The sequence below is a fragment of the Streptomyces sp. NPDC006925 genome, assembly GCF_042869575.1.
GTDB lineage: Bacteria > Actinomycetota > Actinomycetes > Streptomycetales > Streptomycetaceae > Streptomyces.
The window spans coordinates 237,800-264,438 of record NZ_JBIAGB010000005.1; the positions used below are offsets into that span (position 1 = coordinate 237,800).

A 26,639-nucleotide genomic window follows, 5' to 3' on the forward strand; every position below is an offset into this window, starting at 1 on the left:
CGCGCTGCCTCGGCGCGGGCCCGCCGGACGCCCTCGGGTCCGCACCGAACTCCGGCACCCCCCGCCGGAGCCCGGCCCCGGCGCGGACACCGGCTTCACCCCGGGAAGCACGTCCGGCACCGAAAGGGGTACACCGATTCGGCACGGACAGGTGGCAGCCGCGAACCGAGCCCGGCAGCCACCCGGCCCCGCCACCCTTCAGGCCCTCAGGGCTCAACTCTCAGGGCACAGGGCTCAGGGTTCGACAGTCTCGGAAACTCCGGAGACCTCGTCGGCGCCGCCGAAGGCGTCGGAAGCTCCACCGGACACTCTCCCCGCGGAACCGCCGCTCTCCGCCCCGCCCGCTCCCGGTCTCCCGAACGTCAGTCGGTGCACCATCTGCACGAGATCCGCGGGCTCGAAGGGCTTCCCGAGGAACGCATCCACGCCTCTCTCACCGCCGACCACACCCCCGCCCTCCAACTCGGTGCACGCGCTCACGAGCGCGAGCGGCAGGTGCCTCGTACGCGGATCGGCCCGCAGCCGCTCCGCAGTACGGACCCCGTCCAGACGCGGCATCACCGCATCGAGCGTCACGACATCAGGCCGCACGCGATGCACCACGTCCAGGCACTCGGCACCGTCGACTGCGGTCACCACCTCGAAACCCTCCAGCTCGAGGTTGACCCTGATCAACTGCCGGATGACGCTGCTGTCGTCCACAACAAGCACCCGGCCGGACATACCTGGCACACCCAGAAGCGTAGGCGCGCCCCTCCACCCGCGTCCGGGATTTGCCCATTTCCACCCCTGCTCCCACCCACCCGCATAACGCGTTCCGTCCCACCCGCAGTGACCTGGTAGTGTTCTACCTGTCGCCGCCCAGACGGCCACGCCCCCGTAGCTCAGGGGATAGAGCAACGGCCTCCGGAGCCGTGTGCGCAGGTTCGAATCCTGCCGGGGGTACTTTGAACGAAGTACTGAAACGCCCTGTGACCAGGTTTGATGCTGGTTGCGGGGCGTTTGTCGTTGTGCAGCCGGATGCGGCTGCGAGCCGCTGTTTGTCGGTGGTCGCGGCGTATCCGCGGGATGGATTCGGCCCCGTTTCCGCAGGTCAGGGCCGACGCGTGAGAAGGCCCCCGGGATGACTCCCAGGGGCCTGACTGTAGCCGTTCAGCTCTCAGTTCTCAGCTCTCAGTCGGTCTCGCTCGCGTCTTCGGTGTCGGAACCGTCGTCCCAGAGCGCTTCGATCCGTTGGTTGGCTACGTGCTGCCGACCGTCGAGGCACTTCGCGTAGCGGGTCAGCAGCACGTCCACGCTGTTGCCCGCGCGCTCCGCGACCTCGGCCGGATCGACTCCGGCGTTCAGCCAGGAGGAAAGCGCCGCGTGCCGCAGGTCGTACGGCGTACCGGCGAGCGGTGAAGCGACCTGTTCCGGGGTGAGGGCCAGGGCGCGCGCTTCCTCCCAGGTACGGGAGTACGAGGACGAGCCGATGACGCCGCCCCGCTCGTTGAAGAACAGCCGGCCGTCTTCGGCCGTGCCGAACTCCGCCAGGTGCTGGCGGACGATCCGCACGAGTTGCGGCGGCACCGGCACGGGCCGGACTTCGTCCTCCGAACGGTTCTTGAGCCCACGGTGATCATGGACCTTGCCAGTCCCGGTCCACCGCTTCCCCACTGTGGGACGCGTCTTGTGCAGGATGAACCGCCCCCATCCCCTCTCCGGCAGTTCGCAGTCCTGGAGACGGAGGCCGACCGCTTCCGCCGGCCGCAGCCCGCCGTAGTACATGCAGGCGAAGAGCGCGACCATCCGACGCCCCCGCGCCCGCTTGTAGAGGCCGACGTACGACAGCGCGGTCAGCAGCTCACGAGCCTGTACGGGATTGATCACGACCCGGCGGTCCACCTCTTTGGCGAGCTTCGGTGGCTTCCACTGCACGGACGCCACGGGGTTCTCGTTCAGCTCTCCGACCTCGACCGCGTACCGGAGGACGTTGGACAGCACCGCACGCTTACGCCGTACCGTCTCCGGGGCGGCCGGAGTCCCGTCCAGCTTCAGCGTGAGAGCGTTGAGAACGCTGCGCATTACAGCCGGATTCTTCAGGTCGGCAAGCGGCAGCGATGCCTTGGCCACCCAGGCGAGCGCGTTGCTCACCTTGGCCGGTGGTTCTTCCTTACCCTCGTTCGACGCGTGCACGAACGCCCAGCCCCGCAGCGCCTTGCGCAGCACCGCGTCCTCAGGCCGACCAGGCTTCTTGCCCACGAGGACCGTACTCACCAGCGTCAGCGTCTCGTTCATGCTGTCGCGCGAGTTGGGGGCCGCGTGCGGCCACTTCATCGCAAGGTACTTCAGTGCGAACTCGTACCAGGTGAGGGAAGGAGCCGCTTCGACCAACGAGTCCGGCAGGCCGGTCTCCGTGTCGAACCCTTCTCCTGCCCGAGACGCCTTGACGAGGCCGGCCCGGAAGCTGTCGGCCAGCGCCTTGGTGCGGAACGTCTTCGAGAACGGTTTCCCGGCCACCTTCCACCGCACCTCGTAGGAGGGCCGCTTGCTCGACTTGTTCCGCCGGATCTCCCAGACCCGCACGTCTTGCGACTTCATACGACCTCCTCCTCACGACGCCGGAGCCATGCAGTGAATTCACTGCGCCAGACGCGGATCTCACCGTTCGGCAGCTTGAGCGACGCAGGGCCGCGCCCCACCTCGCGCCAGCGGTAGAAGGTGCGCCGGGAGACACCGCCCAGTTCTGCGAGAACCTGCCGAACGGTCATCAGCTCATCAGCCGCCATGTCCGTCACCGCCTTCCCGGACCGAGGCCGCGAGCAGGGCCGCCTCCGGGCTGTAGCCGCGCCCCGCGTACCGCCACTGGCCGACGAGGACCGTGTCCCGGTCGTCCAGGGCGAGTGCGGACCGCTGTTCGCGCGCACGGTGCTCCGCGCGGGCCGAGCGCAGCGCGCCGAGGGTGGTGGAGTAGTGGCGAGACTTGGTCGAGAAGTGGCCCCGATAGCCGAGCATGTGTGCCCAGCGCCGCAACCTCAGCTCTTCGAAGGAGGGCAGCGCGCCGAGCCACCAGCACGTGCCGATCATGCGGAGCACGTGATCCCGCACGGGCAGCGTGGCCAGGTCCTTGCCGTGCCGGATACGCCCGTCGACGGCCCCGGCCGACTCGGCACCCTTGGTGGCGTACTTGGCGATGTAGCCCGCGACTGCCGACGAGGACAGCCCGTCCGCCGAGTCGGCAGCCGGAACCGCACGGATGTCCAACTGCCGACCGAACCGCAGCACGCGTGAGCCGACCACGTCAGCGCCGTACGCGACCACCCGCACCCGGCCGACCGCTTCCCGTACGGCGTCCGCCAGGAGACCCGACGTTGCCCAGTGAGGAGGCGTCTCCCCCGGCCCGTCAGGACCGTCGAGACGGACAACGGCATGGAAGTGCACGAGGCCCCGCCGCTGGTACTCCGCCACCTTCGCGTACGAGAGCCGCACCGCATCCGCCAGCGTCGAACGGGACAGCCCCGCACGCCGAGCCAGCACACGCCGCAGCTCCAGCGTGAAGCGATGCCACAGCTCACCGGCCTGCGCCTGCCAGAGCACGGCGCCGGCATAGTCGTAGCAGCGCGGACACAGCGGCTCACCGAGTCGCGGATCGTCCGCCGCATGCCGGATATGGCACCCGTCCGAGGCACCGTGCGGACAGCGCTCCCCCGCCTTCCGCGGACGGCATGCCAGCACCCGGCCGCCCCGCTCACGCCGCGAGTGGACGGGACCGAAGCTCGGAGCGGTGAGGGTGGCGAACACCCGAGGGTGCCCGCTCACCGATTCCGCGACCGCCTTACCGCCGACCAGCCCGGCCCGGATGAGCTGATACGTGTCCGCCCGGTAGAGCTGAGCGCAGGTCGGACAGACCGTCGCCCGGCGGTTGCCGCACGCGACCAGGAGCCGACCGCCGAGCGCTTCCGAGGTGTACGAGTGGAGCGCCGCCCCCGTGGCAGCGTCCACGTACGCGGCGGAGCCGACGAGATGAACAGGGTTGGTGCAGCCGCCAAGGCGGAGAATGCTCCGCCGCCAGCCGTCGAAGTCCGACCTCCCAGCGCGCTCGACGAGCGCCGCGACTGCCTCACTGGCCTTCGTCATCGGCCACCCCCGAACGCCTGCCGCATCACTGCGGCGATGGCTTCCGGCGGAGTCTTCGCGGAGAAGCGCAGACTCGGGTCCGTCAGCCAGAGCGAGGCTGCGTGCGCCGGGCAGACGCGCCGCTCAGCGCCCTCGCGGTCGGCCAGGACCACCTGTTCGGAACCTTGGCACTTCAGGTGAGCGTCGTCCTTCAGGTCGCACCAGGGGCGGCGCGACGGTTTGCGCGATCGATGCGCAGTGGACAAAGTGAGACTGCTCCTTTCACTGCTGACGTAGCGGATGGAGTGGGTTCCTGACGGGGTCGGGTTTGGCGACTTCGCGCCCCGTCGGGAGCCGTTTTTCATGGAGATCATTTGGGCGACTCCTCCCTTCAGCTCAGTTCGCTGAGGAGTCCGCCGAGGCCGTCCAGGACCCCCTGAACGACAGGTCCGGCGCCGGTCTCGGCCAGGAGAAAGCCGAAGGTCGAACAGATCAGCACTTCGGCCCACCGGAAGTACCGGATGCGCAGCAGGAACCAGATCAGAAGGCCGAGCAGCACCACCGCGGATACGGAAACGATCACGGGAATCCACCCCCTCTCTCACTCGTTCTCTTCGCCGTCGAGTCGTTCGAGCCGCACGCTCGGGGCGTCGTCCGCCGAGGTTGCGCCGCCCCCTGCTGTGACCAGCTCCGGCACGGAGGGCGTGAGGTGCGCATACTCAGCAGCCACGCGCTCTGCCTCCGCTTCCGAGACCAGGTGGGACCGGGCACGGTCCCAGCCGTCCGCCGAGGCAAGCACCGCCGTACCGGCCTGTTCGGGCGTGATCGATTGCGCCGCGTGCAGCGCATCGGGGTTGAGGTCACCGAGCGCCATTTCCGCCGTACCGGGGTCGGCCACCCGGTGGCAGACGCGGCCGGCGAGCTGGGCACGGAGAGCCGTAACGCCCGGTCCGAGGTCCGAGCCGACCCGTTGCCCGGCGACGACAAGGAACACGCCAAGCGCCGCACCGAGTTGAGCCAGCCGGATGAGGGCCGTACTCGCCGCTTGTGCTTCTTCCTTCTCGTTGCGGCTGGCGACCAGGAACAGCTCCGCCAGCTCGTCCACGATCACGACGATCGGAACGGGCCGTTCGTCCTCCGGCAGCCCCCAGACGTTCCGGACCCGCGCAGCGCGGCAGACCGTCATCCGGTGCAAGGTCAGGTCGACCAGCGCGCCGAGGAGCTTGACCGCCTGCGCCCGGTTGGTCGCCAGCGCAGACAGCCGCGGGCCGTAGAGCGAGAGTTCCATCCCGCCTTTGCAGTCGATGCCGACCAGCGCGGCCGGTTGCCGAGCGAGGCCCGCGACGAGGGCATTGATCAGCGTCGACTTGCCCGAACGGGTGGCACCCACGATGAGCCAGTGCGGTACTTGCCGCAGGTCGACGACCCACTGAGCACCGGTCTCCAGCACCCCGACGGCAACCCGCAGCAGTCGCCCCGCGCCCCGCTGCTTCGGCATCTGTGGCGCCTTGAGCGGATCACTGGCCGAGGCCACCACCCGAACGAGACCGGGCTTCCAGGTCGTCACGCGGACCGCGTGCACTTCCCAGTCGTGCGCCATGGCAGGGGCCGCCTTGACGAAGTCCTCCGGCACCTGCCCCGGCAGCAGCCGGACGAGGAACCAGAAGCCGCCCCGAGTCGGCCGTATGAATCCCCGGTGAGGCACCCGAGGTTGTGGCGGAGCGGAGCCATTGCCGACGAGCCCGGAGACGACCATCAGCGCCGCCTTACGGCTCACCGCCAGCCCGCAGCCGGCCATCAACGGCCGCCAGGTACGCGCGACCCGGACGCACGCGACCGGAAACCCGAGGCACACCCACCAGGCCACCGGGTAGCGCCGGCGCAGGGCCGGGCCTGCCAGAAGCAGACCCGACACCAGCACTGCGACCACCACGAGAACCCAGCTCGACGAGGCGGACCCCGCCGACTCCGCAGAGGCTACGACGATCACTGTCCGGCCCCCTTCCCGGACGCCGTCGCCGCCGAGCCGGACGCGGACGAGGCTGCCGGAGCCGTCAGGGGCTTGATCTCGGTCGCCCGGAACGAGACCCCGTGCCGCCCCTCGTTCTCCCACGGCGTGGCCACCAGGTCCCGCACCTGAACGGGCACCCCGTTCTGCACGCCCGACGGCTCCCCCGGCACGTTCACCGTGACGACATCGGCCGACCTCCCGGACATGAGGCACAGGCCCACCTGGTACACGGTCTGGCCGGTGTCCCGGTCGACGCGAAGCTGTCCGGTCTCCCGGTTGGCGATACGCGGCGTAGGGGCTACGGCGCAGATGATCCCCGTGAACTTCGCCGTATCGATCGGTAGAGCTACCACTGTCTGAACTCCCTGTCTGTCGCACCCGGAGGCCCTTCCTCCGTGTTGCTTGACAACCCGTAGTACGGGTTGCGGAGAGTCCAGAGTGACCACCCGTAGTACGGGTTGTCAACCGTGTTGGAATGAGAGACGCTGTACGCGCTGACGACGAGCCCGAGAACCGGAGACCCGATGCCGAAGCAGAAGCCGCACGAGCAGCAGAAACAGCCCAAGTACCGCCAGATCGCGGACTACTTGCGTGCCGGCATCATGGACGGCACCTACCCATCGGGCCAGCCGCTGCCATCAGAGGAAACCCTGGCGAAGCAGTTCAGCGTCACGCGCCCGACGGTGCGCCAGGGCATCGCAGAGCTACGAGCCTCCGGCCTGGTCGAAGTCATGGCCGGCCGCGGCGGCTTCGTCCGCTCCCCCCACAGCCGCCCCAGCCTCACCCGCCCGCGCGGCGTACGCCGCGAGCCGGACGGCCGCTACGTCGAGGCCGACGGCATCCGCTGGACCAACGCGGAAGAACCCACCGCCACCCGCACGGACGCCCCGGTCGCGCTCGCGGACCTACTCCGCGTGCCACCGGGCGAGCCGCTGTTCACGTACGACGTGCTCCAGACGGCCGAGGGCAGCCCCCTCCGCCAGCTCCACCGCACGTACGTGCCGTTCTCCGTGCTGGTCGGCACCAAGTTCGAGGAAGAGCCCCCGCCTCCCGCGCCAGAACTCTACGAAGCTCTGTCGGCCCTAGGCCACGAACTCCACTTCACCGAGCACGTCCGCACCCGCATGCCCCTGCCAGACCAAGCGGAAGCTCTGCGCCTACCGGATGGCGTCCCGCTCCTCCAGCTCCTCCGCGTCACGCGGAACTCTGACGGCCGATCACTCGCCCTGGAGGAGCTACACCTGCCAGGCAACGACTTGGAGCTGACGTACCCCCTCTGAACGTGTGTGGCTCAGACTTTCTCCACGTCTTCAAGGCGCCGCGCAAAGCGCGGCGCGCGCGGCCCGGCGGCGCGGGCCGCCGCTCATGTCTCCGCCCCGCTCCGGCCCGGCCGCCAGGCCGCGCGCCAGCAGCAAGCACCTTGACTGAGGAGAAGAGCACCGCCCTGGCTGGGGGTCGGCTCCGCGGCTTTAGGCACCTCCCCGGTCCGGGTCCCGCGTCGGGCAAGGCCAGGGGGCCACTCGTGCTGATTCCGGGCAGGTTCAAAGCCTGCCCGAGTTGCCAACGAGCGTACGGCCCCCTGACCATGCCCGACCCCAGACCGGGCAGGCCACCGCCCAAACCCGCTCCGCCGACTCGTTTTTCTCAGGCAGTCAGATCGACCGCGACCCACTGTTTCCAAGAATTCGCGTCGCACCCTCTCTAGAAACGAAGCCCACAGCCTCCTCTTCTTCTCTGTTTAAGAGGGTGACATCAAGCTGCAATTCGAAGCTCTCCCAAACCCTCCGATAGGCGGTCACGCGAAACCTCCGGGCCATCTCTTCGTCGCCAGGCTTGTAAACGAGAATTATGTCAACATCGGAGCCCGCGCCAAGCTCCCTATGCGAAGATCCAAACAAATAGACATCCCAAGGCGAGTTCAGGGACTCGCTAATCGCGGTCCTGCGGAGCAATGTAATGAAGGAGGTCATCTCCGTCATAGTTCAACGCCCCAAACCACTCGTAAAACCTGAAAAGCCCAATGTTAATTGACTTCGCATACTCCTTGGCTTGCCTCGTATAGCTGTTCCAAGCGCTGACAGTGAGAATGCAGGTTACAGCAGGGTGCTCCTCGATAATTTCTTGCACGTCAGCGACACCCACAGTGTAGACGTTGGTGACGTACAGTGTGACTGTGGACCTCTCAGTGCGAAGTATTTCATAGAGCTGCGGAGCAATCTCGTTATAGCGGGAAACGGCAGCGTGTCTGTGCAATGCCCTCCTCACGGCCTCAATTGACTCAGGCCGTGGAACCTTTGCGTAGTAGCCACCATCCGGAATGTCGCGGCCCCCCTTAGTTGAACATCTGATTCATTTCTTCCGGAAATTTTGGAACCGATGATGAAGTGGCGCCGAATACATGCTTCCGTTCGAACTCTTCAACGTGGACCCGGAATTTTTCCAGTGTCGCCATCTCGGTGGAATGCAAGAGGTGCCCATTAGAGTCTAGAAGTCTTAGAATCATTCGATTGTTAGGGATGATCACCTCGCGAACTCTTACCCTCCAAATTTCGACAGCATCCGATAGAGGGTTCCATGAAGATTCTGATTGGGGGCCGAAGGCGTCGAATGTGGTCCGATTCGAGCGAAGGTAGGGTTCAAGCGCAGACCGGGCTTCTTCGCGCTGATCAAAAGAACGCGCACCGAAAGCGTTGGAGACCCGGGCCTCGTGCGAGCTTTTCCACTGTCGAAGCAATTCGACAGGATATGCTGCTTCTTCTGAGTCCACAACCTTGTGACAGATCAGGCAAAGAAGTATCAGATTTTGTTCGAGCGCCAATGCGCTGGGGCTGATCTCAGGATTGGCCCGGGGACCCTTGGGGGAAGCGGCAATAATGTGTGCCAGCTCGCCAACGTTGACCCGGGCTCTATTCGCGGCCCTGACTAATACTGGGTTCAGACAGCTCGGGTTTTGGCAACGCCCCGCTGAATCTGCATACAGGTTTCTCGTGTCGTTAGAACTTATTGCTCTTGCCGCATTCTTACATCGCACCATTTCCCCCCGGGGCCGTTCATGTTGTGCCCATGATCCCCAGTCCTCAATTTCCCCATTGCCGGGGTTCAGAGACCGCCGATCATGTCGAACTTACCTTCGATTCTCTGGAGTCCCAGCATCAGATAGCTTAGCGTCATGGCTGCGATCACTCGCGAAAATGTGGCGACACCAGCCCTGAGGTGAAGCAGCGTCCCTTGGCTGGCAATGTCGGATCAGCTGCTCCCGCTACACATCACTGCGACTGAACCGACTGTGGCCTGTGGGACAGCGCTTCGTGCTCGGGCCTGCCGCAGCAGTCCGCACCAGCCGTACAAGCCCCGCCCCCTCCAACCACGCCGTTCGTAGTACGGGACAAAGAGGTCGGCAACGGCGCAGAGCCGCACCACCAGCGCACCAGATGCGCACCAGAACGGGCGGTGTACCGCGGTCAATGCCGGTCATCGTGTACGCAACAGCAACAGTCGGCGGACGCCGTTCACCCAGGTCAGCCAGCCAACGGGGTGCAGCCGCCCGTGATTCCCAAGCTCATAGCTCAGCCAACGCATAGGTGGCTCGTCGTTCGGCTCGGGCTGCGGCGCTGGGGCGCCGGTCCCGGCCGACGACGAGCCACCTGTACTGCTTGGCAGGCTTGTTCGCCGGGCGGTGCTATGCCGCTGAACTGTCAGCGGCGCCTCCGAGCCCAGGGCGGCCGTCTTCCGGCCAAGCCATCTCCGCCGTGAGCCCAGTCGTCAGCAGGTCCGCCAGGAGCCTCGCAGCGTCCGGACGTACCGTGCCGAGGGTGACGACGCCGTCCCCGAAGACGTTCACGTCGGCCTTGAGCCCCGGCAGGTCCACTTCCAGGCCGACCGCGCGTAGCACCTCCGCGAGGCCGTCAGCGGCGCGCTTGCCATCGGCCCATCCGCGTACATAGGCCACACCCGGGGTAAAGCAATCCGCAGGTCGCGCGCATACGCCCTTGGGGTCCGTCACGTCGTCCACCTCATCCGCTCTACTCAGTCGTTCCGCTGCTGACGGCCGTTCGTGCCCGTGCCCGGCACGTCGTACGTGGTCTCCAGCGCGCGCCGCAGCAGCTCCGCCAGCCGTTCGGCCGTCTCCGGCGAGATGCGGCCGAGTTCGATCAGCCCGTGCCCGAAGGCGTTCAGGTCGGCACGCAGGTAGGGGAAGTCGCGTTCCATCCCCGCAGCGATCAGTACGTCCCGGAGCCCGGCGACCGCGTCCCGCGCCGCGTACCACTCCTCGCTGTCGAGCGGGGACCAGCTCGCGCTGTCGCTGCTGTGTTCGTGGTCAGCCGGCATGGGTGGCTTCCCCTTCCGCGGAGGCGGCCGTCTGCTCACGGCCGTATCGGTCCGCCCGAGCCACGACAGACGACGCGGCGACGAACATCGCGGCCAGCGCCGCAATACGCGAAGGGGACGCCTCCGGTCGACGCATCGGAGCCCGCAGCCAGACGTAGCGATCCCCCGTCAGCGGCATCGGCCCGGGAACGACCACTACCGAGCCCTCACCCAGATAGCGGTACTCAGGTGCTTCGTCCGTCGACTCCTGCTGGACCATGCGGCGGAACGGCTCGCGCGCCCAGGTGGGGACGAAGAAGCCGACCTGGCCGGAGGCGCGGTCCGCCATCACGGGCCCGAGCGGCATACCGTGGCGCTGGAGTTGGTCGAACGTCTCCAGCCCGACCCGCTGTCCGACCACCACGACGTCGAAGAAGCGTCCAGCCGGAAACGCGTAGGGGCGTCGAGGGTCAACCAGCCAGGCTTCCCGGCACTCGTCCGGGTCATCGGCTGCGCAGGAGATCCACTGAACTCCCCTTCTTGTCATCATCTGCACGTCGAATCACCTCAGTTGGTCCAAGCCCCAGCCGTTTGGCCGCGTAGGAACCACCTTCGGCCGCACCGCCCTGAGCTGGGCAGATGACGAGAGGTGACGGGGGATGACGTGCCCTCCAGCCCCGCGTCACCCTGGATCATCTGCCGAAGGAGGCAAGAGGTCCGCATTACGAGCAGACAGCGCGGCATCACATTCCGTAGATTCGGAGAGGCCAGCAGGGCATCGCATCTGGTCGGAAGCGCGGGGAGGCGATCAGAACGGAAGCGAACCGGTCCTTTGGGGAACTGCTCCGCGCGGCTCGCAAGGCCCGCGGCTGGGGACAGCTCCGGCTCGTCAGCGAGCTGCGACGGTGCGCGAAGCGCCACGGGAAGGCACTCCCGTCCGACGACAGCGTGAAGCGCCGCATCGCAACCTGGGAGAACGGGCACAGCACGCCCGACGAGTTCTACGGGGCACTCATCTGCGAGGCGCTCGACATCGCTCCGGCCGAGTTGGGGCTGAGTGCCGCCGCCGGCCAGGACTCCCGCTTGCTGGAGACGCGGTATCCCCCGACCCCGGAGGAGGCGTTTCAGACCGTCAGCCAGTTGTGGCGCGCTGACTTGCACGGCTACGAGCCGCTGTTGCTCTCCGAGGCGTCACAGCACGCGTGGAGCGAAGCGTCTCTTCGGTGGTTGGTCGCGCCAGACCCCTCGTTCCCGTCGACCGCCCGCACGGATGGCGCACGGGTGGGACTTGCCGACGTAGCGATGATCAAGACGACCAGTGACATGTTCGCCGAGATGGACGACCGGTTCGGCGGCGAGCATGCGCGACAGTCCGTCGTCCAGTACCTCAGCCAGGATGTGGCGCCCCTACTCACGGGCCAGTACACGGAAGCTGTCGGCCGGGCGCTGTTCTCCACAGTCGCGGAGTCCACTCTGCTGGCCGGTTGGATGTCGTACGACGCGTGTCACCACGGCCTTGCTCAGCGGTACTTCCTCCAGGCGCTCCGTCTCGCCCAGGACGGCGACGACCGCCGGTTGGCGGGGAGCATACTGTCCGCGATGAGCCACCAGGCCACGTTCCTGGGCAACTACACCGAGGCCGCGACACTCGCCCGAGCCGCACGCATGGGCATCTCTGGCGTGGCGACGCCGACCCTGATGGCGCAGTTCCACGCGATGGAGGCCCGTGCCCTTGCCCGTACGGGTGACATCCGCGCGTGCGAACAAGCTCTCAGCGAGGCCACCAAGGCGCTGGAGAGCCGCAACAGCAGCGACGAGCCGGAATGGATCACCTACTTCGACGAGGCCGAGCTGGCAGCCGAGGCCGCCCACTGCTTCCGCGACGTGAACAGCGCCCGCCGAGCCGTGGCCCACGCTGAGAACGCCATGAGCGGCAGCCATGTGAGAAGCGACTTCTTCGCCACCATGGTCCTTGCCGACGCCCACCTTCGGGCCGGAGATCCCGAAGAGGCATGCCGCGTAGCCCTCGACGCTCTTGATCTTGGAGAACAGCTCAAGTCAGCGCGCTGTGTCAGCTACCTCAAGGAGTTCCGGGACGGCCTGTCGGCAGTGGGAGAGACAGCCGCTGTTCGTTCCTTCCGCGAGCAGGCGAATGGGCACCGGCTGTGGACCGCTACGGAGGGACAGCACGACGGAAGTCGCTGATCAGTACGGCTGCCAATCCTTCCGGCTGCCTCCGGTCCGGATGCTGTCGACCCGACGGGGGAACTCTTCCGCAGCCCTGCTGTTCGTCGTCACCTGGTGCCCGAGCCACAGCGTCATCATCAGCTCACGCACGTCAGCCAGCACCGGGTAGCCCGGCCAGTTCATCAGGTCGAACCCGTAGTGATGCACGAAGGACTCGTACTCGGTCCGCGTGTGCCAGCCGAAGCGCTCGTAGTAGAGCGAGGTGAGGACCAGGTCCCACTCACGAGGAGCCAGCGCGAAGCCGTCGAGGTCGATGAGGACAGCGCGGCCGGCCCGGTCGCGGAGGCAGTTCCCGACGTTGGCGTCTCCGTGGATCATGCCGAACGGGAGAACGAAGTCCAAGCGGTCATACGCCTTGTTCAGCTCTCCGGCCCGCTCCTCCAGGAACGCCCGGTCCGCCTCCGAAGCGCCATCCAGTGTGCGCAGCGAGTCCCACACCTTGCCGAACGGGTCGTAGTGCGGCAGTCCGAGCGACTTCGGCTCTTCCAGCCAGTGCAGCCGCTTCAGCAGGTCGGCCAGCTCGTCCAGGCGGGCGTACTCGACTTCGTCCTGAAGGTTCACCCAGTACGTGACGACCCGGCCACCGATGACGGCCGGCTGCTCCACGTCGCCCAGGACCCGGGTGGCGGGGAAATCCTCCGTCTCCAGCCAGCGAGCGACCCCGACCGCCCGCGACATCTCGTCCAAGGCATCGGTGTCCCGCGCGATCCGGACGATCACAGGCGCGGTCGACAGCCGATACACCGCGTTGGAGCCCAGGCGCAGCAGCTCCGCGCCCGTAGGGTCGAGCCCCGCCGAGCGGCACGCCTCCCCCAGCACCGCGCCCGCCGACTCAGCAGTGAACTCCGCCGTCATGCTCGCGCCTCCCCGCCGCATAGATCATGTCGACGGTATCGCTTCGCAGTCGCCGCTTACAGAGCGCCCACGGCGTATGCGCGGCGTGACGCACCCCCAGCCCGAGCCGATCAGTGCGCCGACCTGCGCAGACGCGGAGAAGCACGTCGGCCTCCGGAGCCGTGTGCGCAGGTTCGAATCCTGCCGGGGGTACTTTGAACGAAGTACTGAAACGCCCTGTGACTCATGTTGATGACGGTCACAGGGCGTTTGTCGTCTACGCGGTTCGTTACCACCTGAAGTCGTCGGCAGCAGCCCGTTGACGGTGATCGCGCTGCGACGACGTCATGGTCATGTTCGGCGTGGGGACGCGTCCGCGGGCCTGCGTCCTCCCCGTGACACAAAACAGTCCCCGGAGTCCGCATCGTTGCCATCAACCTCGGTCGTCGCCGAGGCTCCGGCAGCGAGGGGCTTCGGGGGCCTCGCCAGAGCCTGCGGGAATCTCTTGCCGATAGACGTCTCTACCGACGGTGCGATTCTCCGGTTTTCTGGTCTATGTCCCAGTTTCCACGCCATGTGACCCGTGTCAAGGGACGGTGGCGGCGGTGGGCGGCAGGGCAGAGCAGACCCGGTTCGAGGGCTGCACAGCTCTCGGCCGTCCCGGCGTCCGACCAGGCTCTTCAACGTCACCTCGGTCAACGCCCCGCCTTGCTTCGGCCCGCACGGACTCCGACAGTCGATCCCTCTTCTGTGCAGAACCGCACCCACCGAGCGGACCGTGAGCAGAGACGAAGCCCAGGTCGATCGCGGAGGTCGCCTCCCGGAGGCGCCGACGCGGAAGCCGTCACGGAGAGGAGGCGTTGAGGCGGGCTGCCTGGCGGGTCAGATGGTCGCGTTCGGCGAGGTTGGGTGCCTTGCGGGCCGCTTCGGCGTACAGGCGCGCTGCTGTCGCCCGGTCGTCGGCGCGCTCGTGGAGGTGGGCGGCCACCGCGGTGTGGCGGGGCAGGGAGTCGTCCAGAGCGGCGAGGGCGGCCAGTCCGGCGCGCGGGCCGTCGGCCTCGCCGACGGCGACGGCGCGGTTGAGCCGGACGATCGGGCTGTCGGTGAGGCGCGTGAGTTCGTCGTACCACTCGAGGATCTGGATCCAGTCGGTCTCCTCGGCGGTGGGTGCGTCGGCGTGGAGCGCCGCGATGGCGGCCTGCGCCTGGTACTCGCCCAGACGGTCGCGGGCGAGGGCTGCCTGCAGGATGGCGATGCCCTCGGCGATCGCCCCGGTGTCCCATTGCCCGCGATCCTGCTCTGCGAGCGGCACCAGGCTGCCGTCGGGCGCGGCCCTGGCGGGGCGTCGGGCATGGTGGAGCAGCATGAGGGCGAGCAGCCCCGCAACCTCCGGGTGGTCGACGGCGGCCGCGAGCTGCCGGGTGAGCCGGATGGCCTCGGCGACGAGGTCGATGTCACCGCTGTAGCCCTCGTTGAAGACGAGGTAGAGGACGCGCAGCACGGTGGCGAGGTCGCCGGGCTGGTCGAACCGTACTCCGGAGACGGTGCGCTTGGCCCGGCTGATGCGTTGGGCCATGGTCGCTTCGGGTACCAGGTACGCCTGGGCGACCTGGCGGGTGGTCAGCCCGCCGACGGCGCGCAGGGTGAGCGCGACCGCGGACGACGGTGTCAGCGACGGGTGGGCGCACAGGAAGTAGAGCTGGAGTGTGTCGTCCACGGAGCCGGCGGGGCCGGGGGCCGGTTGCTCCTCTACGAGGTCTTCGCGTCTGCGGCGTGCGCTGTCCGCCCGGGTGGCGTCGAGGAACTTGCGCCAGGCCACGGTGACCAGCCAGGCCTGCGGGTCCCGCACGGGGGATCCGCCGTCGGGAGCGTCCTGCGCGGAGGTGGCGGGCCAGACGCGGAGCGCCTCGATGAGCGCTTCCTGCACGGCATCCTCGGCCGCCGCGAAGTCGGCTCCGCGGCGGACGAGGATGCTGAGCACGCTCGGCGCGAGGCGCCGGAGCAGGAGTTCGTCCATCTGTCGGGTCACTCCGTGACGGTGGGCGGCTCGGTCAGGAAGGGGCGCAACTCGAGCCATTCGTGGATCGGCTTCCCGTCGGCGCCCGGTGCGGCCGACAGTTCCCCGGCCAGTTCGACGGCACGCTCGTAGCTGTCGACGTCGATGGCCATCCATCCGGCGATGAGGTCCTTGGTCTCGGCGAACGGACCGTCGGTGACCGGCGGGCGGCCCTCGCCGTCGTAGCGGACGAATGTCCCCTCGGGAGCGAGTGCCTGGGCGTCGACGAACTCGCCGGTCTGCTCCAGTCGCGCCGCGAAGTCCTGCATGTACTTCACGTGTGCCGAGATCTCCTCCGGCGTCCACTGGTCCATGGGGACGTCGTTCACACAGTCCGGGGCGCCGCGGTAGTGCTTGAGCAGCAGGTACTTGGCCATCGTGGTCCTCCTCGGTGCGGGCGCGGCCCCTGTCGCCGCGTTCACAGTCTGCGGGGCTCTTCCTGAGTGTTCACAGCTTGTTCCGCATTCACAGTCTGTGCGGTGTTCACAGTCTGTTCCGCGTGTGCAGGCTGTTCCGGATTGTTTTCGTATTCACCCCGGGGACGGAGCCGGCCCCGGGTTCTCGACATCCCTCGCCGAGATTTCTTCGGCTCTTGTGGACGAGCCCGGGCGGACCGGCTCCGGCCGCGCCCGGGGGCCGGCCGGTGGTGTCGGGTCGGTGGTGCGCGTTGCGCCGCACGAACCCGAGCGTGAGGCGCCGTACGACGTACGGAGGGGCGCCGCGCCGTGCCGCGGGCGAGCCGCGTCCGGGGCGGGTCGGGCGACTTACGATGCCCGGTGCCGGTCGTGGCGGGAGGAGCCGAGGGTGAGTGCGGAGTTCGCAGTGGTGCGCAGTGAGCGGCCCGTGGGTGAGGACGCGCGCGCCTCGATCCTGGCGGCGCCGGGGTTCGGACGGTACTTCACGGATCACATGGCCTCGGCGACCTGGAGCGCGGAGGCCGGCTGGACGGGGCACAGGGTCAGTCCGCTGGAGCCGTTCCGGCTGCATCCGAGTGCGGCCGTGCTGCACTACGCGCAGGAGATCTTCGAGGGGCTGAAGGCGTACCGGCACGGCGACGGCAGTGTGTGGCTGTTCCGGCCGGAGGCGAACGCGCGGCGGTTCGCACGGTCCGCGCGGCGGCTGGCGCTGCCGGTGCTGCCCGAGGAGGATTTCGTCGCCGGTGTCACCGCGCTGGTGCGCACGGACGAGCCGTGGGTTCCGGCGCCCGCGGGCGAGGAGAGCCTGTATGTGCGGCCTTTCATGTTCGCCTCGGAGGCGTTCTTGGGGGTGCGGCCCGCGGCCCGGGCCGAGTACGCGGTGATCGCGTCACCCGCGGGGCCCTACTTCGCGTCGGGGGTCACCGGGGTCACCCTGTGGGTGAGCACGACGTACAGCCGCGCGGCGGAAGGCGGTACGGGTGCCGCCAAGTGCGGCGGAAACTACGCCGGGAGTCTGGTGGCGCAGCAGGAGGCCGCTGAGCACGGCTGCGACCAGGTGCTGTATCTCGACAGTGCCGGAAGGGGGAACCTGGAGGAGTCGGGCACGATGAACCTCTTCCTGGTCACCTCGGACGGCCGTCTCGTCACTCCGGAGCTGGGCACCATCCTGGAGGGCGTCACCCGGGACAGTCTGATGGCGCTGGCGGACCAGCACGGGCTGACTGTGGTGGAGCGCTCCGTCGGGGTCGGCGAACTGCGCGCGGGGATCTCCGACGGCACGTTCGTCGAGGCGTTCGCGGCGGGCACTGCCGCCGTGGTCACTCCGATCACCGGGTTCAAGGGCGAGGACTCCGAGGGTGGCGGCTACGCGCTCACCGTGGGCGGGGGAACGCCGGGCAGGAAGACGCTCCAGTTGCGGGAGCATGTTCTGGACATCCAGTACGGCCGCGCCGGTGACGCGCACGGCTGGCTGCACCGCGTGTGCTGAGCTGCGTCACCTCGCTCGGCCCGCCCCGGGCGGGTTCACCGGGCGGTCTCGCGTCCTGGGCGTGCGGGGTGCCCCGGGCGCTTCCGGGGAGCGGCTGAGCTCGGCAGTGCCCCGCGCCTCGACGAGGCCCTGCCGTGATCGGCCGGGTGGTCGATTTGAGGGGACCGGTGGTTCGCGGGGAGGCGTCCGACCGCGTTCACGGAGCCTGGTCCAGGTCCACGATGCTCTCCGGTGGCCGGCTTCACCGCGAGTCCACCAGCGCGTACTTCGCGGAGAGCACCGCGGGACGTCCGTGCTGCGGCAGGTGGGCGAGCGCCTGACCGTGGAAGGTGCTGACCACGGAGTCGCGCGGTGTCGCGTCGTAGACGGCTTCCTCGTCGGAGGGGGTGATCTGGTATCCGGGTTCGGTGACGCGCAGCCGCTGTTCGTGCGCGAGGGGCACGACCGCCAGCACTCCCCCTCCGGCGGTACGCAGTGCGTAGCTCTCGCTGTGGCTGGGCCGTGTCGGTACGAAGCGTCTTCGGGCGCGCTCCGGGCCCAGTTCGTCGTCGCGGTGGCGGTAGGTGCGGCGTGCTTCCTCGGTCACGGCGTTGGGTGCCAGTGCCGCCGCCTCGCCGGTGCCGCCGGTGCGCCACAGGTCCTCGTACGTCTCGGGGACATCGTGCGGGCGCAGGGCGCCGCTCCTGGTGGTGATTCCCGCCTCGGCCGCGAGGCCGGAGCGGGTCGTGGAGATCCGGGGCAGCTGCCCGGCCTGGAGGGGCAGCGCGGCGTGCAGCCGCCAGGCGGCCACAGGGGCGCTGTCGTGTCCTCCGGTGGTTTGCGGCCGCTCGTCCTTCCCGTTCCGGGCGAAGACCAGCACGGTGTTCTGCGGTTCGGGGGAGGTGCGGGTGGCCGTCACCATGAACCACCGGGCTCCCGCGGGAATGTGGAACTCGGGCCTGCGGAAGCTGGTCGGGCGGGCGAACGCGGCGCGTTCGGCGCGCGGCAGCGCGTCGTACTGCTCGTAGTCCGCCGTCGCACGCTCCAGCGCGTTTCCGGCAGCGACGTGGGCCAGCAGGGCGGCGTCGCGGTTGCGGTCGGCGCGGGTCGCGATGCGCTCGTAGCGGTCGAGGATCCGGCGGGCCTGTACGGCGGTCACGGGGGCGCGCGGATGCGACGGTCCACCCGTTCGGCCGGCACCGCCGCGGGCGCTGCGGTCGCCGGATCCGGAGCCGTCCGCTCCGGGGAGGTGTCCTCCGGCGCAGCTCGCGGTGGTTCCGGCGACGAGGACCGCGGCCAGGACGGTGGTGACGGCGATTCGGAGGCGGTGGGACAGCCGCCGCGTGGGCGGACGAGAGCAGGCACACATGGCGGAGCTCCTGGTGCAGGTCCGAGGGGCGGTCACGGTCCGGGGGACCGGGAGGGGACGGATGCCGAAGGGCCCGGACCTCCCGGTCCACGTTCCGGCAGGATGCCTCAACGGTCAGGGCGACTCGGCGGATCGGGCGGAATTCGACCTTGGACGGCTGACCCGGCACGGCCATCGTGGCCGGTATCGTTCGACGGGCTCCACACTTCGGGGCACTGCTGCGCCTTCGAGTACATGACAGGCGACCGGTCGCGCACGGCCTGCGACCGCAGCGCGCAGGTGAGTGGAGAGTGAACACGCCCCCCCGAGGCAGACATGTCGACCCCGACGTGTCAGGCGCCGCCCCTGGTGCAACGAGGCCGCGGCATGCCACTGCCCGACTCCGGGCCGTTCACTGCCCGGTCCACCCCGACCCCCTGTGGTGACGGTGGCTCGTCCCGTGCCGGTGCTCGCGATCCCCTCTGACGACCGCCACCGGGCAGTACGCGTGGTGGAGCACCGCCTGGCTGACCGACCCGAGCAGCAGTCCCGTGAAGCCGCCGAGGCCGCGGGCCCCCACGACCAGCAGTTGCGCCTCCTCGCTGGCTGCGATCAGCGCCTGCCGGGTGTACTCCTGGACGAGCCGCGGCGTCACCCGGACATCGGGGTACCGCTCGCGCCGGGCGCTGATCGCGGTCGTCAGCACGCGCTCCTCCTCGGCGCGGTAGAGGTCCACGTCGTAGTAGGTGGGCACCTGGATGCTCGGCCCTGCCGCGACGGGTCCGGTCCAGGCGTTCCAGTTGTGCAGCGCCACGAGTTCGGCACCGCGCAGGGACGCCTCCTCGAAGGCCCAGCCGACGGCCGCGTCGCCCACATCGGAGCCGTCCACTCCGAGCACCACCGGTCCGGCGGGGTGCTTCCTGCCGCGGGTGACCAGCACAGGGCACTCTGCGTGCGCGGTGAGGTAGACGGCGACGGAGCCGACCAGCAGTCCGGTGAAGCCGCCGAGTCCACGGTCCCCGACGACGACGAGTTCGGCGTCGCGCGACTCGGTCGCGAGCACGGAGAGCGGCTCCCCCGCGATGACCGCGTGGCTGACCTCGACGGTCGGCTGGGAGCTCTTCGCACGCGCGGCGGCCTCCTCCGCGGTGCGGTGGGCGAGATTGCGCAGCCCGCCCTCGGGCGGACCCACGGCGGACGGGCCGAGCGGGACCTTCATCGTCGGCCAGACGAACGCGTGCACCACGTGCAGCGAGCCGCCGCGGAGCTTCGCCTCGCGGGCGGCGACATCGACGGCTTCCAGACTCGACGGGGAACCGTCGACACCGACCACAACGGTCCCGCTCACGGCGGCGCTCCCTTCCGGGGCCCCACCCGCCACCGCGCTGCGGAGCCGTGGTCGGGTGCGTCCCTCCTGCGTCACTCCAGGCATACCGCCCGCGGGCCGGGACGGCAGCGGCAGATGGCCCGAACGGGCGGACCGGGGGCCGGGGGCCGGGAGGGAATGCATGCGCGGTCCCGCACATGGCGGGGCCGGGAGGAGGTCGGGCGGGGAGGCGAACGGAGGTCGGACCGGGACCTGGCGGGAGGCCGGACCGATCGGTTCCCCCCGCAGTCCCCGGCCGGTGTCAGTGATCGTCCGGGCCGGGGACCGGTGGCGGGCCCCACCGCGGAACGGCAGGCCGCTGATCGGCGGCATGGGGCGGCATGGGGCGGCATTCGGCTGCGGGGAGGGGCCGTCGAGGATCAGCGGCTGACGCCGAGGTTCCCGAAAGCGGGGTTCAGTACGCCGACGACGTCGATGGTGTTGCCGACGACCTGCACCGGGACGGAGACGGGCACCTGAATGACGTTGCCCGAGACCACACCGGGCGAACCGGTCGCAGCACCGGTGGCACCCGCGTCCGCGAAAGCGGAGCCGGAGGCGGCACCCACTGCCATCCCGGCACAGGTGAGGACCAGGGCGGCCTTCTTCGGGGTCTTCATGTGCGTTCCTCCACAGGGTTGTTCACGGCCCCGGCTCGGCGCCGCGGACTGGTGAACGCGGCGGTACCGGCGGAGGCACGGCCGGGGGTCTCCCGTCCACCGATCGGCCGACGGCGCGGTCGCACCGCCCCCGCTCCGGGCCGGGCGAACCGGGAGGGGGCGGCGAGCCGGGGGCAAATCAGTCGAAAAAGCCAGACGAACAGGTCGGGCTGATGAAACGAGTATCAGATCTGCGCAGGTCAGAGAGTCGTCGTCCGGGTGAACCTGCGCAACCAACCCCGAGCGGCCGAGTTGTCCAGTGCGCTCCGCGTCTGAGCTCCACATCAGGATTGGACTATCAATGATCAAGAACGCGTTGGCCACGGCCGCCGCCGCCACCGCCGTCGTCGGTGTCGCCGCCCCGCAGGCCATGGCCGTCGGCAACGACCACGGCACCACGACGGTGAACGGCAACGGCGCGTCCCAGATGTACGGCAACTCGGCCACCTACGGGAACTGGAGCCCCCAGTTCGCACTCATCCAGGGGTCGCTGAACAAGCCCTGCATCGGCCTGCCGCTGAAGGGCAACGTCGGCTCGCTCGTGGGCCTGCTGAACGTCGCCGTCCAGGACCTCAACGTCCTGTCGAACCCGCAGAACCAGCAGTGCGTCGAGAACTCCACCCAGGCCAAGGGTGACGAGCCGCTCTCGCACGTCCTGAACGACATTCCCCTCCTCTCCGGAAACGGTGCCGGCAACCGCTGAGGCGGTTCCCACCGCGACCGGAGCGGAACGCGGGCATCGGGCCCGGGGCGCAGCGCGCCCCGGGCCTTGCGCTGTTCCCAGGTCTTTTTCCAGTCTTTCCAGCCCTGTCCAACCTTTCGTCGAGCAGGCGAACCACCGAGCCCGCCGAAAGCACAGGCCGCCCCCAGCGGTCCGGGACACGCGCCGGGGGGCGGCGACCGGTACGCGGGCCTCCGCGGACGACGTGCGGGAATCAACAGCCCGGCCTGCGGCCGGAATCGGCGTCCCGACAACGGGTGGCGCCCGGAAACACGTCCGACCGGGCCGGTCGCACAATTAGGCCGTCCGAGGGATAAGAGTCGGAATTCTGCATAACTCGTGTCGTACGGAACGCGGCATCGTTACGAATGGCAGCAGCGGAGTTGCGGGCGATGAGCCAGCACTCGTGGACATACGAAATCCGTGGTCCAACGAAACCCGCTTAAGAAAGGACTCCCACGTGAAGTACACGAAGGTCGCGACCGTCGCCGCCGGCACGCTGATGGCCCTGGGCACCGCCGCCGCTCCGGCCCTCGCCGACTCCGGCGCCCAGGGCGGGGCCGCGAACTCGCCCGGCGTCATCTCGGGCAACGTCATCCAGGTTCCGGTCCACGTTCCGGTCCAGGTCTGCGGCAACACCATCGACGTCATCGGGCTGCTCAACCCGGCGTTCGGCAACACCTGCGTCGCCGACTGACACTCCCCGCCCTCGTGAGCGGGAACCAGTTCGGACCGGCTCCGGCGCGCGGGGTGTGAGCCCGCGCACCGGAGCCGTCCGGTCTCCTGAGACGCGGACGGAGACTGCGGGGCTTCCGCACCGTCCGCGCCTTCCGCACCAGAATGAGAGCAGGAAGAGACCATGCGAAAGGTCTTGAGCAAGAGCCTCCTGACCGCTGCCGCGACGACGGGGGTGCTGGCCGCAGCCGCCGGGTACGCACAGGCCGACGCGGGAGCCGGCGGTGGCGCCGCCGACTCCCCCGGGGTGCTGTCCGGGAACGCGGTGCAGGCCCCGGTGCACATTCCGGCCAGCGTCTGCGGCAACACCGTGGACATCGTCGGCGTGCTGAACCCCTCGTTCGGCAACAGCTGCGCCAACGGACACCACGAGACGGTGACCCCGCATCACCCGCCGCGGCCGGAGCCGCCGCGCCAGATCGAGGAGGAACCGCCGGAGCGCCCCGAGGGACGCACCCCGGACAAGCCCGCGGAGCCCGAGGAGAAGCCGGCCGAGGAGCCCGTCGAGGAGCGTGCTCCCGAGCAGCCGGAGATGCCCGCGGCCCCCGTGGAGGAAGCCGCTGCCGAGACCCCGGTGACGCCGCAGAGCGACGAGGCGCCCGAGGAGCTGGCGGAGACCGGCTCGGAGAGCGCCTGGACCGTCGGGGCCCTCGGTGCCGCCGCGCTGCTGGGCGGCACGGTGCTCTACCGCCGTTCGACCAGCCGCCGCGTCTGAGCGGACCGTGTCCGCACGCGTCCGGCACCTCGGCAACGGCGGGGCGAAGGCGACGCGAAGGAATCGCGGAACAGTCCACTGGGCTGTTCCGCGATTCTGTCTGCGGCTTTCCGCGGGCCGGTGCGCACCGCTCGCAGGCACAGGGTTTCTCCCCGGCGGTCCCGTTGTCGGAGCTCCGCCGGAAAGCCGAAAACGTACCGGGAGAAGAACGCCCCATGAAGTACATCAAGACCGCCACCGCCGTCGCGGGTTCGGTGCTGGCGCTGGGAGCCGCGACGCCCGCCTCGGCCGACGCGCCCCCGGTGGGACCGAATTTCAGCCTCAACGGCGCTCTCGACAAGGCTCTCGCGAGCGGTGAGCTTCTCACCTATCCCCCGGTCGGCGTCAAAGGCCCGCAGGCGGACGCCCTCGTGAATACCGTCGAGGAGACGACGAAGAACGGGGAGCTGACCAGCGACCAGAATCTGCTCGGCGGTCTGCCGCTACTCGGGTGACCGGCACCGCCTGGCGAACGGATTTCCTCGTCACGGAGGATTCCGGGGATTCACCATTCAGGTGAAAAAGAACAACTCATGAAGCGGAAGACAGTTGAACCCGACGTCCCAGACTTCCGCACTCTTCGAAGAGGAACGGTAATACCCATGATGAAGAAGGCTCTGTCCACCGCTACGGTGGCCGTTTCGCTCGTCGGCGTCTCCGCGCTGGCCGCCCCGCAGGCGCTGGCCGTCGGCAACGACACCGGCACCACCTCGGTGAACGGGAACGGCGCCGACCAGAGCTTCGGCAACGCCGCCACCTACGGCAACGGCAGCCCGCAGTTCCAGGCCGTCCAGGGCACCCTGAACAAGCTCTGCGTCGGCGTGCCGGCGAAGGTCAACGTCGGTTCGTTGGTGGGCCTGATCAACGTGGCTGTCCAGGACATCAACGTCCTGCACAACCCGCAGAACCAGCAGTGCTCGGACAACTCGACCCAGGCCAAGGGCGACGACTCGCTGTCGCACATCCTGGACGACATCCCGGTCCTGTCCGGGAACGGCGAAGGCAACCGCTGAGCCACCGGGCCATCGGCCCGGCCGCGGTCCGCGTCCTGCGGATCCGCACGGAGAAGTTCCGTACATGAAGAAGCCACCGGCATCCAGCCGGTGGCTTCTTCATCGTGGTGCCGCTGCGCGGCACCACGGCGTCGCGCTCAGCGCGGCAGCGCGTCGATCACGCCGTTGGCGACAGGGCCGACGAGCGGGAGTTCGCCCAGCGAGGCACCGCGGGCGAGGGGGCCGGTGAGCGCGGCGGTGCTCACCGCGCGGAAGTCGGCGACCTGGGTGCCCACGGCATTGTCCAGGGGGTCCGTGCCCGTGTTGGCCAGCGGGTCGAGTTGGAGGCCGGTGACCGTCTCCAGGGTCCTGGCGAGGGCGATCCCGGTGCCGCGCACCGTTTCCCTGGCCGGCGCCGCGAGACCCTCGGCAGCGGATCGGGCGGCGACGGCGCCGCCCTTGCCCGCCGCGTCGAGGTCCTCGGCGACGCCGCTCTTCTCGGCCGCGCCGCCGTGTTCCGCCGCCATCGCCGCCTGGCCGCCCGAACCGAGCGCGGCGGCCCCGAGGACCGTCGCGAGGAGTCCGGCCCGCAGGAGGACGCGCTGGGAGGGTGCCCTGTGACGGGCAGGTCGGGAGTTCAGCATGTGTCACCACCGAGTACGAGTCGTACGGAAGACGGGACACAACGTGTCACCGTGCGACTCCACACAGTAGTCGACCGTCTCCGTCGGGCTCCAACCCGGCCGAGGCACGGCCGGAGTACCGGCGTCAGTGCACTGATGACGCACAGACGAGCGAACCTGACCCCCGGTGGCGTACTCACGGGCCGGAGGGTGGTCATTGCGGGTGATTCGGGTGTCGTGGGGGTCCTCCGTCGCCACTAGGGTGCCGATCCATGACCTCCCCCCATGCCGCCCCGGGCGGCATCCAGCAGCAGCAGTTCGGCACCCTGACCGTGATCGGCTGGGCGGGCGAGTACGAGGACGGGCGGGACATGGCCTTCCTGCTCGCCTACTCGCTCGGCGACGGCGCGGACGGCCCGGAGGCGGCCTCCCACGCGATGCGGAAGCTCGCCCGGGAGGTCGGGCTGCCGGCGGGTGAGGTGGTGAACGCCGCCGAGAACCGGAACTTCCCGGTGACCCTGCTCGTCGAGGGCGGGCAGGCCGTTCTGCGGATGCCGAAGCTGACGGCGCAGTACGTGGCGCCGCCCCAGTGGCTCGCGGCGGCGCAGGAGCGCGGACTCGTCTACTTCATGCTCGCGAGCACCCCTTGGCCGCAGGCGCGGCCGGGCCTCGAGATCGGCGAGCAGGCTCTGCGGGAGTTCGTCAGCGAGGAGATGATGTCCACCGCCGCCCACTGCATGCTGCCCGTACGGGGACTGGCGGGCTGAATCCGGGCCGCCCGGTCGTGCGCGGGGCCGGGCGGCGGACGGCGGACGACCGGCCGACTGAAGGCGGACGACCGGTCGGCTGACGGGCGGAGCACCAGTCAGGCACACGCTTCCAGCTCGGCATCCACAGGGGCGCCGGTCAGCCTGTTGGCCAGGGTGGAGAGGGTGTACGCGCCGATCCCCAGCACGACTTCCAGCGCCTGCTCCGGCGTGTGGCCGTGTGCGGCGAAGGCCTCGAGCGCCTCCTCTCCGACATCCCCCGCCCGGTCCAGCACCCGCAGGGTGAACACCCGCACGGCCTCGAGCCGTTCGTCGGGGAGCGGGCGGGCTTCGCGCAGGGCTGCGATCAGTGTCTCGTCCGCGCGCAGGGCGCGCAGCTTACGGGTGTGCATGGCGACGCATACATGACACCTGTTGCGGGTCGCGACGGTGAAGACGACCGTCTCGCGCGCCTGCGGGTCCAGGCTGGTGGCCTCGAAGGCGGCGCTTATCCGTATGAACGCCTCAAGGGTGTGCGGCGAGGCGGCAAGGCGTGCCACCGCCGCGGGCAGGAAGCCGAGGCGCTGCCGGGTGGATTCCATGGCACGGCGTGAACCGGCGGGAGCTGACTGCGGGGTGAGATCCGTGAAGGCGGCTTCGGGCACGTCGGTCCCCTCTCCTAGAATGGTCAACGTGGTTGTCGAAAAAAAAGTAAACCAGGTTGTCGAATTTGTCGAGTGCGGACCTCGTCATGGCTGACCGGGAACGGTTGGGCTTCGAGCTGCCGTTGCTGCTGTTCGCCGGGTTCCGATCGCTGATCGACCAGTTGCACGCCGAACTGGCCGACCACGGGCACCCCGAACTGCGCCCTGTGCACGGCTTCGCGATGCAGGCCGTGGGGAGGGACGGGGTGACGGCGAGCGAACTGGGGCGACGGCTCGGCGTCTCCAAGCAGGCGGCGGGCAAGACGGTGGACCGGCTGGCGGCACTGGGCTATGCGGAACGGGTCTCCGACCCCGCGGACGCACGGCGCAAGCTGGTACGACTCACACCGCGCGGCCAGGACGCACTGGTGCTCTCCGGCGCGGTCTTCGAGGAACTGCGCGGCCGATGGGCGGACCGGCTGGGGCAGGAGCGCCTGGCGGAGCTGGAGGACGCACTGGAGACGGTGGTGGGGCCTGCCGCGTTCGGCCTGGACGCGGCGGGATGGTTCGGGGACTGACCAGCGGATCCGGTCCCTGCCCAGTCCCCGGCGGGAGG

Annotated in this window: 29 protein-coding genes, 1 tRNA gene and 1 pseudogene; 11 read left to right on the forward strand and 20 right to left on the reverse strand. The window is 69.2% G+C overall.

Annotated elements, in window-relative coordinates; genetic code table 11:
• Nucleotides 1-234 precede the first annotated feature (234 nt).
• Complete coding sequence (locus ACFYNS_RS10225) at nt 235-723, reverse strand: response regulator (RefSeq protein ID WP_360289584.1); 489 nt, start codon at nt 721-723, stop codon at nt 235-237.
• A 150-nt stretch (nt 724-873) separates the two neighbouring features.
• On the opposite strand from ACFYNS_RS10225, the gene ACFYNS_RS10230 reads away from it, so the two are divergent.
• Nucleotides 874-945: transfer RNA gene (locus tag ACFYNS_RS10230), tRNA-Arg, on the forward strand.
• 228 nt (nt 946-1,173) lie between these two features.
• Here ACFYNS_RS10230 and ACFYNS_RS10235 read toward each other — a convergent pair.
• Genes ACFYNS_RS10235 through ACFYNS_RS10265 form a run of 7 tightly spaced genes read right to left on the reverse strand, consistent with a single transcriptional unit; the run spans nt 1,174 to nt 6,459 of the window.
• The gene (locus tag ACFYNS_RS10235; RefSeq protein WP_388601994.1) at nt 1,174-2,580 is read right to left on the reverse strand and encodes a tyrosine-type recombinase/integrase; all 1,407 of its coding nucleotides are present in this window, start codon (nt 2,578-2,580) and stop codon (nt 1,174-1,176) included.
• A complete protein-coding gene (locus ACFYNS_RS10240) occupies nt 2,577-2,768 on the reverse strand; it encodes a helix-turn-helix transcriptional regulator (RefSeq protein WP_388601997.1) in 192 nt (63 codons plus the stop codon). Before ACFYNS_RS10240 ends, ACFYNS_RS10235 begins: the two co-directional genes overlap by 4 nt.
• Nucleotides 2,758-4,116 (reverse strand): replication initiator, encoded by a 1,359-nt coding sequence (locus tag ACFYNS_RS10245; RefSeq protein ID WP_388601999.1) that lies wholly within the window; start codon nt 4,114-4,116, stop codon nt 2,758-2,760. The genes ACFYNS_RS10240 and ACFYNS_RS10245 overlap by 11 nt, the downstream gene beginning before the upstream one ends.
• Nucleotides 4,113-4,469, reverse strand: coding sequence for a hypothetical protein (locus ACFYNS_RS10250; RefSeq protein WP_245979574.1), 357 nt, complete (start codon nt 4,467-4,469; stop codon nt 4,113-4,115). Before ACFYNS_RS10250 ends, ACFYNS_RS10245 begins: the two co-directional genes overlap by 4 nt.
• 17 nt (nt 4,470-4,486) lie before the next feature.
• Nucleotides 4,487-4,678: a hypothetical protein gene (locus tag ACFYNS_RS10255; protein WP_388574467.1), complete on the reverse strand. Its 192-nt coding sequence runs from the start codon at nt 4,676-4,678 to the stop codon at nt 4,487-4,489.
• Nucleotides 4,679-4,696: 18 nt separating this feature from the next.
• Nucleotides 4,697-6,085, reverse strand: coding sequence for an FtsK/SpoIIIE domain-containing protein (locus tag ACFYNS_RS10260; protein WP_388574464.1), 1,389 nt, complete (start codon nt 6,083-6,085; stop codon nt 4,697-4,699).
• Complete coding sequence (locus ACFYNS_RS10265; RefSeq protein ID WP_019354597.1) at nt 6,082-6,459, reverse strand: hypothetical protein; 378 nt, start codon at nt 6,457-6,459, stop codon at nt 6,082-6,084. The genes ACFYNS_RS10260 and ACFYNS_RS10265 overlap by 4 nt, the downstream gene beginning before the upstream one ends.
• Before the next feature lie 171 nt (nt 6,460-6,630).
• On the opposite strand from ACFYNS_RS10265, the gene ACFYNS_RS10270 reads away from it, so the two are divergent.
• Nucleotides 6,631-7,386 carry a GntR family transcriptional regulator gene (locus ACFYNS_RS10270; RefSeq protein WP_388574461.1) on the forward strand — a complete coding sequence of 252 codons (756 nt, stop codon included), beginning with the start codon at nt 6,631-6,633 and terminating at the stop codon, nt 7,384-7,386.
• A gap of 372 nt (nt 7,387-7,758) precedes the next feature.
• Here the strand turns inward: ACFYNS_RS10270 and ACFYNS_RS10275 are convergent, their stop codons facing one another.
• From ACFYNS_RS10275 to ACFYNS_RS10290, 4 genes are all read right to left on the reverse strand, one after another.
• Nucleotides 7,759-8,076: a nucleotidyltransferase domain-containing protein gene (locus tag ACFYNS_RS10275; protein WP_388602001.1), complete on the reverse strand. Its 318-nt coding sequence runs from the start codon at nt 8,074-8,076 to the stop codon at nt 7,759-7,761.
• Nucleotides 8,077-9,785: 1,709 nt separating this feature from the next.
• The gene (locus ACFYNS_RS10280; RefSeq protein ID WP_388602003.1) at nt 9,786-10,118 is read right to left on the reverse strand and encodes a hypothetical protein; all 333 of its coding nucleotides are present in this window, start codon (nt 10,116-10,118) and stop codon (nt 9,786-9,788) included.
• A gap of 14 nt (nt 10,119-10,132) precedes the next feature.
• Nucleotides 10,133-10,435 (reverse strand): hypothetical protein, encoded by a 303-nt coding sequence (locus tag ACFYNS_RS10285; RefSeq protein WP_388602005.1) that lies wholly within the window; start codon nt 10,433-10,435, stop codon nt 10,133-10,135.
• Entirely contained in the window at nt 10,425-10,964 is a 540-nt protein-coding gene (locus tag ACFYNS_RS10290; protein WP_388602114.1) for a bifunctional DNA primase/polymerase, read from the reverse strand. The genes ACFYNS_RS10285 and ACFYNS_RS10290 overlap by 11 nt, the downstream gene beginning before the upstream one ends.
• Nucleotides 10,965-11,362: 398 nt before the next feature.
• On the opposite strand from ACFYNS_RS10290, the gene ACFYNS_RS10295 reads away from it, so the two are divergent.
• Nucleotides 11,363-12,619 (forward strand): hypothetical protein, encoded by a 1,257-nt coding sequence (locus ACFYNS_RS10295; RefSeq protein WP_388574431.1) that lies wholly within the window; start codon nt 11,363-11,365, stop codon nt 12,617-12,619.
• Here the strand turns inward: ACFYNS_RS10295 and ACFYNS_RS10300 are convergent, their stop codons facing one another.
• From ACFYNS_RS10300 to ACFYNS_RS10310, 3 genes are all read right to left on the reverse strand, one after another.
• Nucleotides 12,620-13,516, reverse strand: a complete 897-nt coding sequence (locus ACFYNS_RS10300) for a phosphotransferase (protein WP_388602007.1) — start codon at nt 13,514-13,516, stop codon at nt 12,620-12,622. It lies immediately after the preceding gene.
• An 823-nt stretch (nt 13,517-14,339) separates the two neighbouring features.
• A complete protein-coding gene (locus ACFYNS_RS10305; protein WP_388602116.1) occupies nt 14,340-15,512 on the reverse strand; it encodes an RNA polymerase sigma factor in 1,173 nt (390 codons plus the stop codon).
• Between the two features lie 8 nt (nt 15,513-15,520).
• Nucleotides 15,521-15,928, reverse strand: coding sequence for a YciI family protein (locus ACFYNS_RS10310; RefSeq protein WP_360289515.1), 408 nt, complete (start codon nt 15,926-15,928; stop codon nt 15,521-15,523).
• A gap of 427 nt (nt 15,929-16,355) precedes the next feature.
• On the opposite strand from ACFYNS_RS10310, the gene ACFYNS_RS10315 reads away from it, so the two are divergent.
• A complete protein-coding gene (locus ACFYNS_RS10315; RefSeq protein ID WP_388602011.1) occupies nt 16,356-17,456 on the forward strand; it encodes a branched-chain amino acid aminotransferase in 1,101 nt (366 codons plus the stop codon).
• 241 nt (nt 17,457-17,697) lie between these two features.
• Here the strand turns inward: ACFYNS_RS10315 and ACFYNS_RS10320 are convergent, their stop codons facing one another.
• The 3 genes from ACFYNS_RS10320 to ACFYNS_RS10330 form a co-directional block, all read right to left on the reverse strand.
• Complete coding sequence (locus ACFYNS_RS10320) at nt 17,698-18,594, reverse strand: hypothetical protein (protein WP_360289519.1); 897 nt, start codon at nt 18,592-18,594, stop codon at nt 17,698-17,700.
• A 601-nt stretch (nt 18,595-19,195) separates the two neighbouring features.
• The gene (locus tag ACFYNS_RS10325) at nt 19,196-20,131 is read right to left on the reverse strand and encodes a universal stress protein (RefSeq protein ID WP_360289521.1); all 936 of its coding nucleotides are present in this window, start codon (nt 20,129-20,131) and stop codon (nt 19,196-19,198) included.
• A gap of 398 nt (nt 20,132-20,529) precedes the next feature.
• Nucleotides 20,530-20,769 carry a chaplin gene (locus ACFYNS_RS10330; RefSeq protein WP_069992823.1) on the reverse strand — a complete coding sequence of 80 codons (240 nt, stop codon included), beginning with the start codon at nt 20,767-20,769 and terminating at the stop codon, nt 20,530-20,532.
• A gap of 340 nt (nt 20,770-21,109) precedes the next feature.
• Here ACFYNS_RS10330 and ACFYNS_RS10335 point away from each other — a divergent pair, with 340 nt between their 5' ends.
• The 5 genes from ACFYNS_RS10335 (at nt 21,110) to ACFYNS_RS10355 (ending at nt 24,031) form a co-directional block, all read left to right on the forward strand.
• Nucleotides 21,110-21,511: a rodlin gene (locus ACFYNS_RS10335; protein WP_360289525.1), complete on the forward strand. Its 402-nt coding sequence runs from the start codon at nt 21,110-21,112 to the stop codon at nt 21,509-21,511.
• Between the two features lie 478 nt (nt 21,512-21,989).
• Complete coding sequence (locus ACFYNS_RS10340) at nt 21,990-22,226, forward strand: chaplin (RefSeq protein ID WP_019354583.1); 237 nt, start codon at nt 21,990-21,992, stop codon at nt 22,224-22,226.
• A 162-nt stretch (nt 22,227-22,388) separates the two neighbouring features.
• The gene (locus tag ACFYNS_RS10345; RefSeq protein WP_360289527.1) at nt 22,389-22,979 is read left to right on the forward strand and encodes a chaplin; all 591 of its coding nucleotides are present in this window, start codon (nt 22,389-22,391) and stop codon (nt 22,977-22,979) included.
• 215 nt (nt 22,980-23,194) lie between these two features.
• Nucleotides 23,195-23,473 (forward strand): hypothetical protein, encoded by a 279-nt coding sequence (locus ACFYNS_RS10350; protein WP_388602016.1) that lies wholly within the window; start codon nt 23,195-23,197, stop codon nt 23,471-23,473.
• A gap of 147 nt (nt 23,474-23,620) precedes the next feature.
• Entirely contained in the window at nt 23,621-24,031 is a 411-nt protein-coding gene (locus tag ACFYNS_RS10355; RefSeq protein ID WP_075001974.1) for a rodlin, read from the forward strand.
• 137 nt (nt 24,032-24,168) lie between these two features.
• Here ACFYNS_RS10355 and ACFYNS_RS10360 read toward each other — a convergent pair whose 3' ends face one another.
• Nucleotides 24,169-24,654, reverse strand: a complete 486-nt coding sequence (locus tag ACFYNS_RS10360; protein WP_360289531.1) for a hypothetical protein — start codon at nt 24,652-24,654, stop codon at nt 24,169-24,171.
• A 251-nt stretch (nt 24,655-24,905) separates the two neighbouring features.
• Here ACFYNS_RS10360 and ACFYNS_RS10365 point away from each other — a divergent pair, with 251 nt between their 5' ends.
• On the forward strand, nt 24,906-25,400 hold the full coding sequence (locus ACFYNS_RS10365; protein WP_388602019.1) for a DUF5949 family protein: 495 nt from the start codon (nt 24,906-24,908) through the stop codon (nt 25,398-25,400).
• Between the two features lie 98 nt (nt 25,401-25,498).
• Here the strand turns inward: ACFYNS_RS10365 and ACFYNS_RS10370 are convergent, their stop codons facing one another.
• Complete coding sequence (locus tag ACFYNS_RS10370) at nt 25,499-26,044, reverse strand: carboxymuconolactone decarboxylase family protein (protein ID WP_388602021.1); 546 nt, start codon at nt 26,042-26,044, stop codon at nt 25,499-25,501.
• Between the two features lie 19 nt (nt 26,045-26,063).
• On the opposite strand from ACFYNS_RS10370, the pseudogene ACFYNS_RS10375 reads away from it, so the two are divergent.
• Nucleotides 26,064-26,601, forward strand: a pseudogene (locus ACFYNS_RS10375) (MarR family winged helix-turn-helix transcriptional regulator).
• Nucleotides 26,602-26,639: the final 38 nt, after the last annotated feature.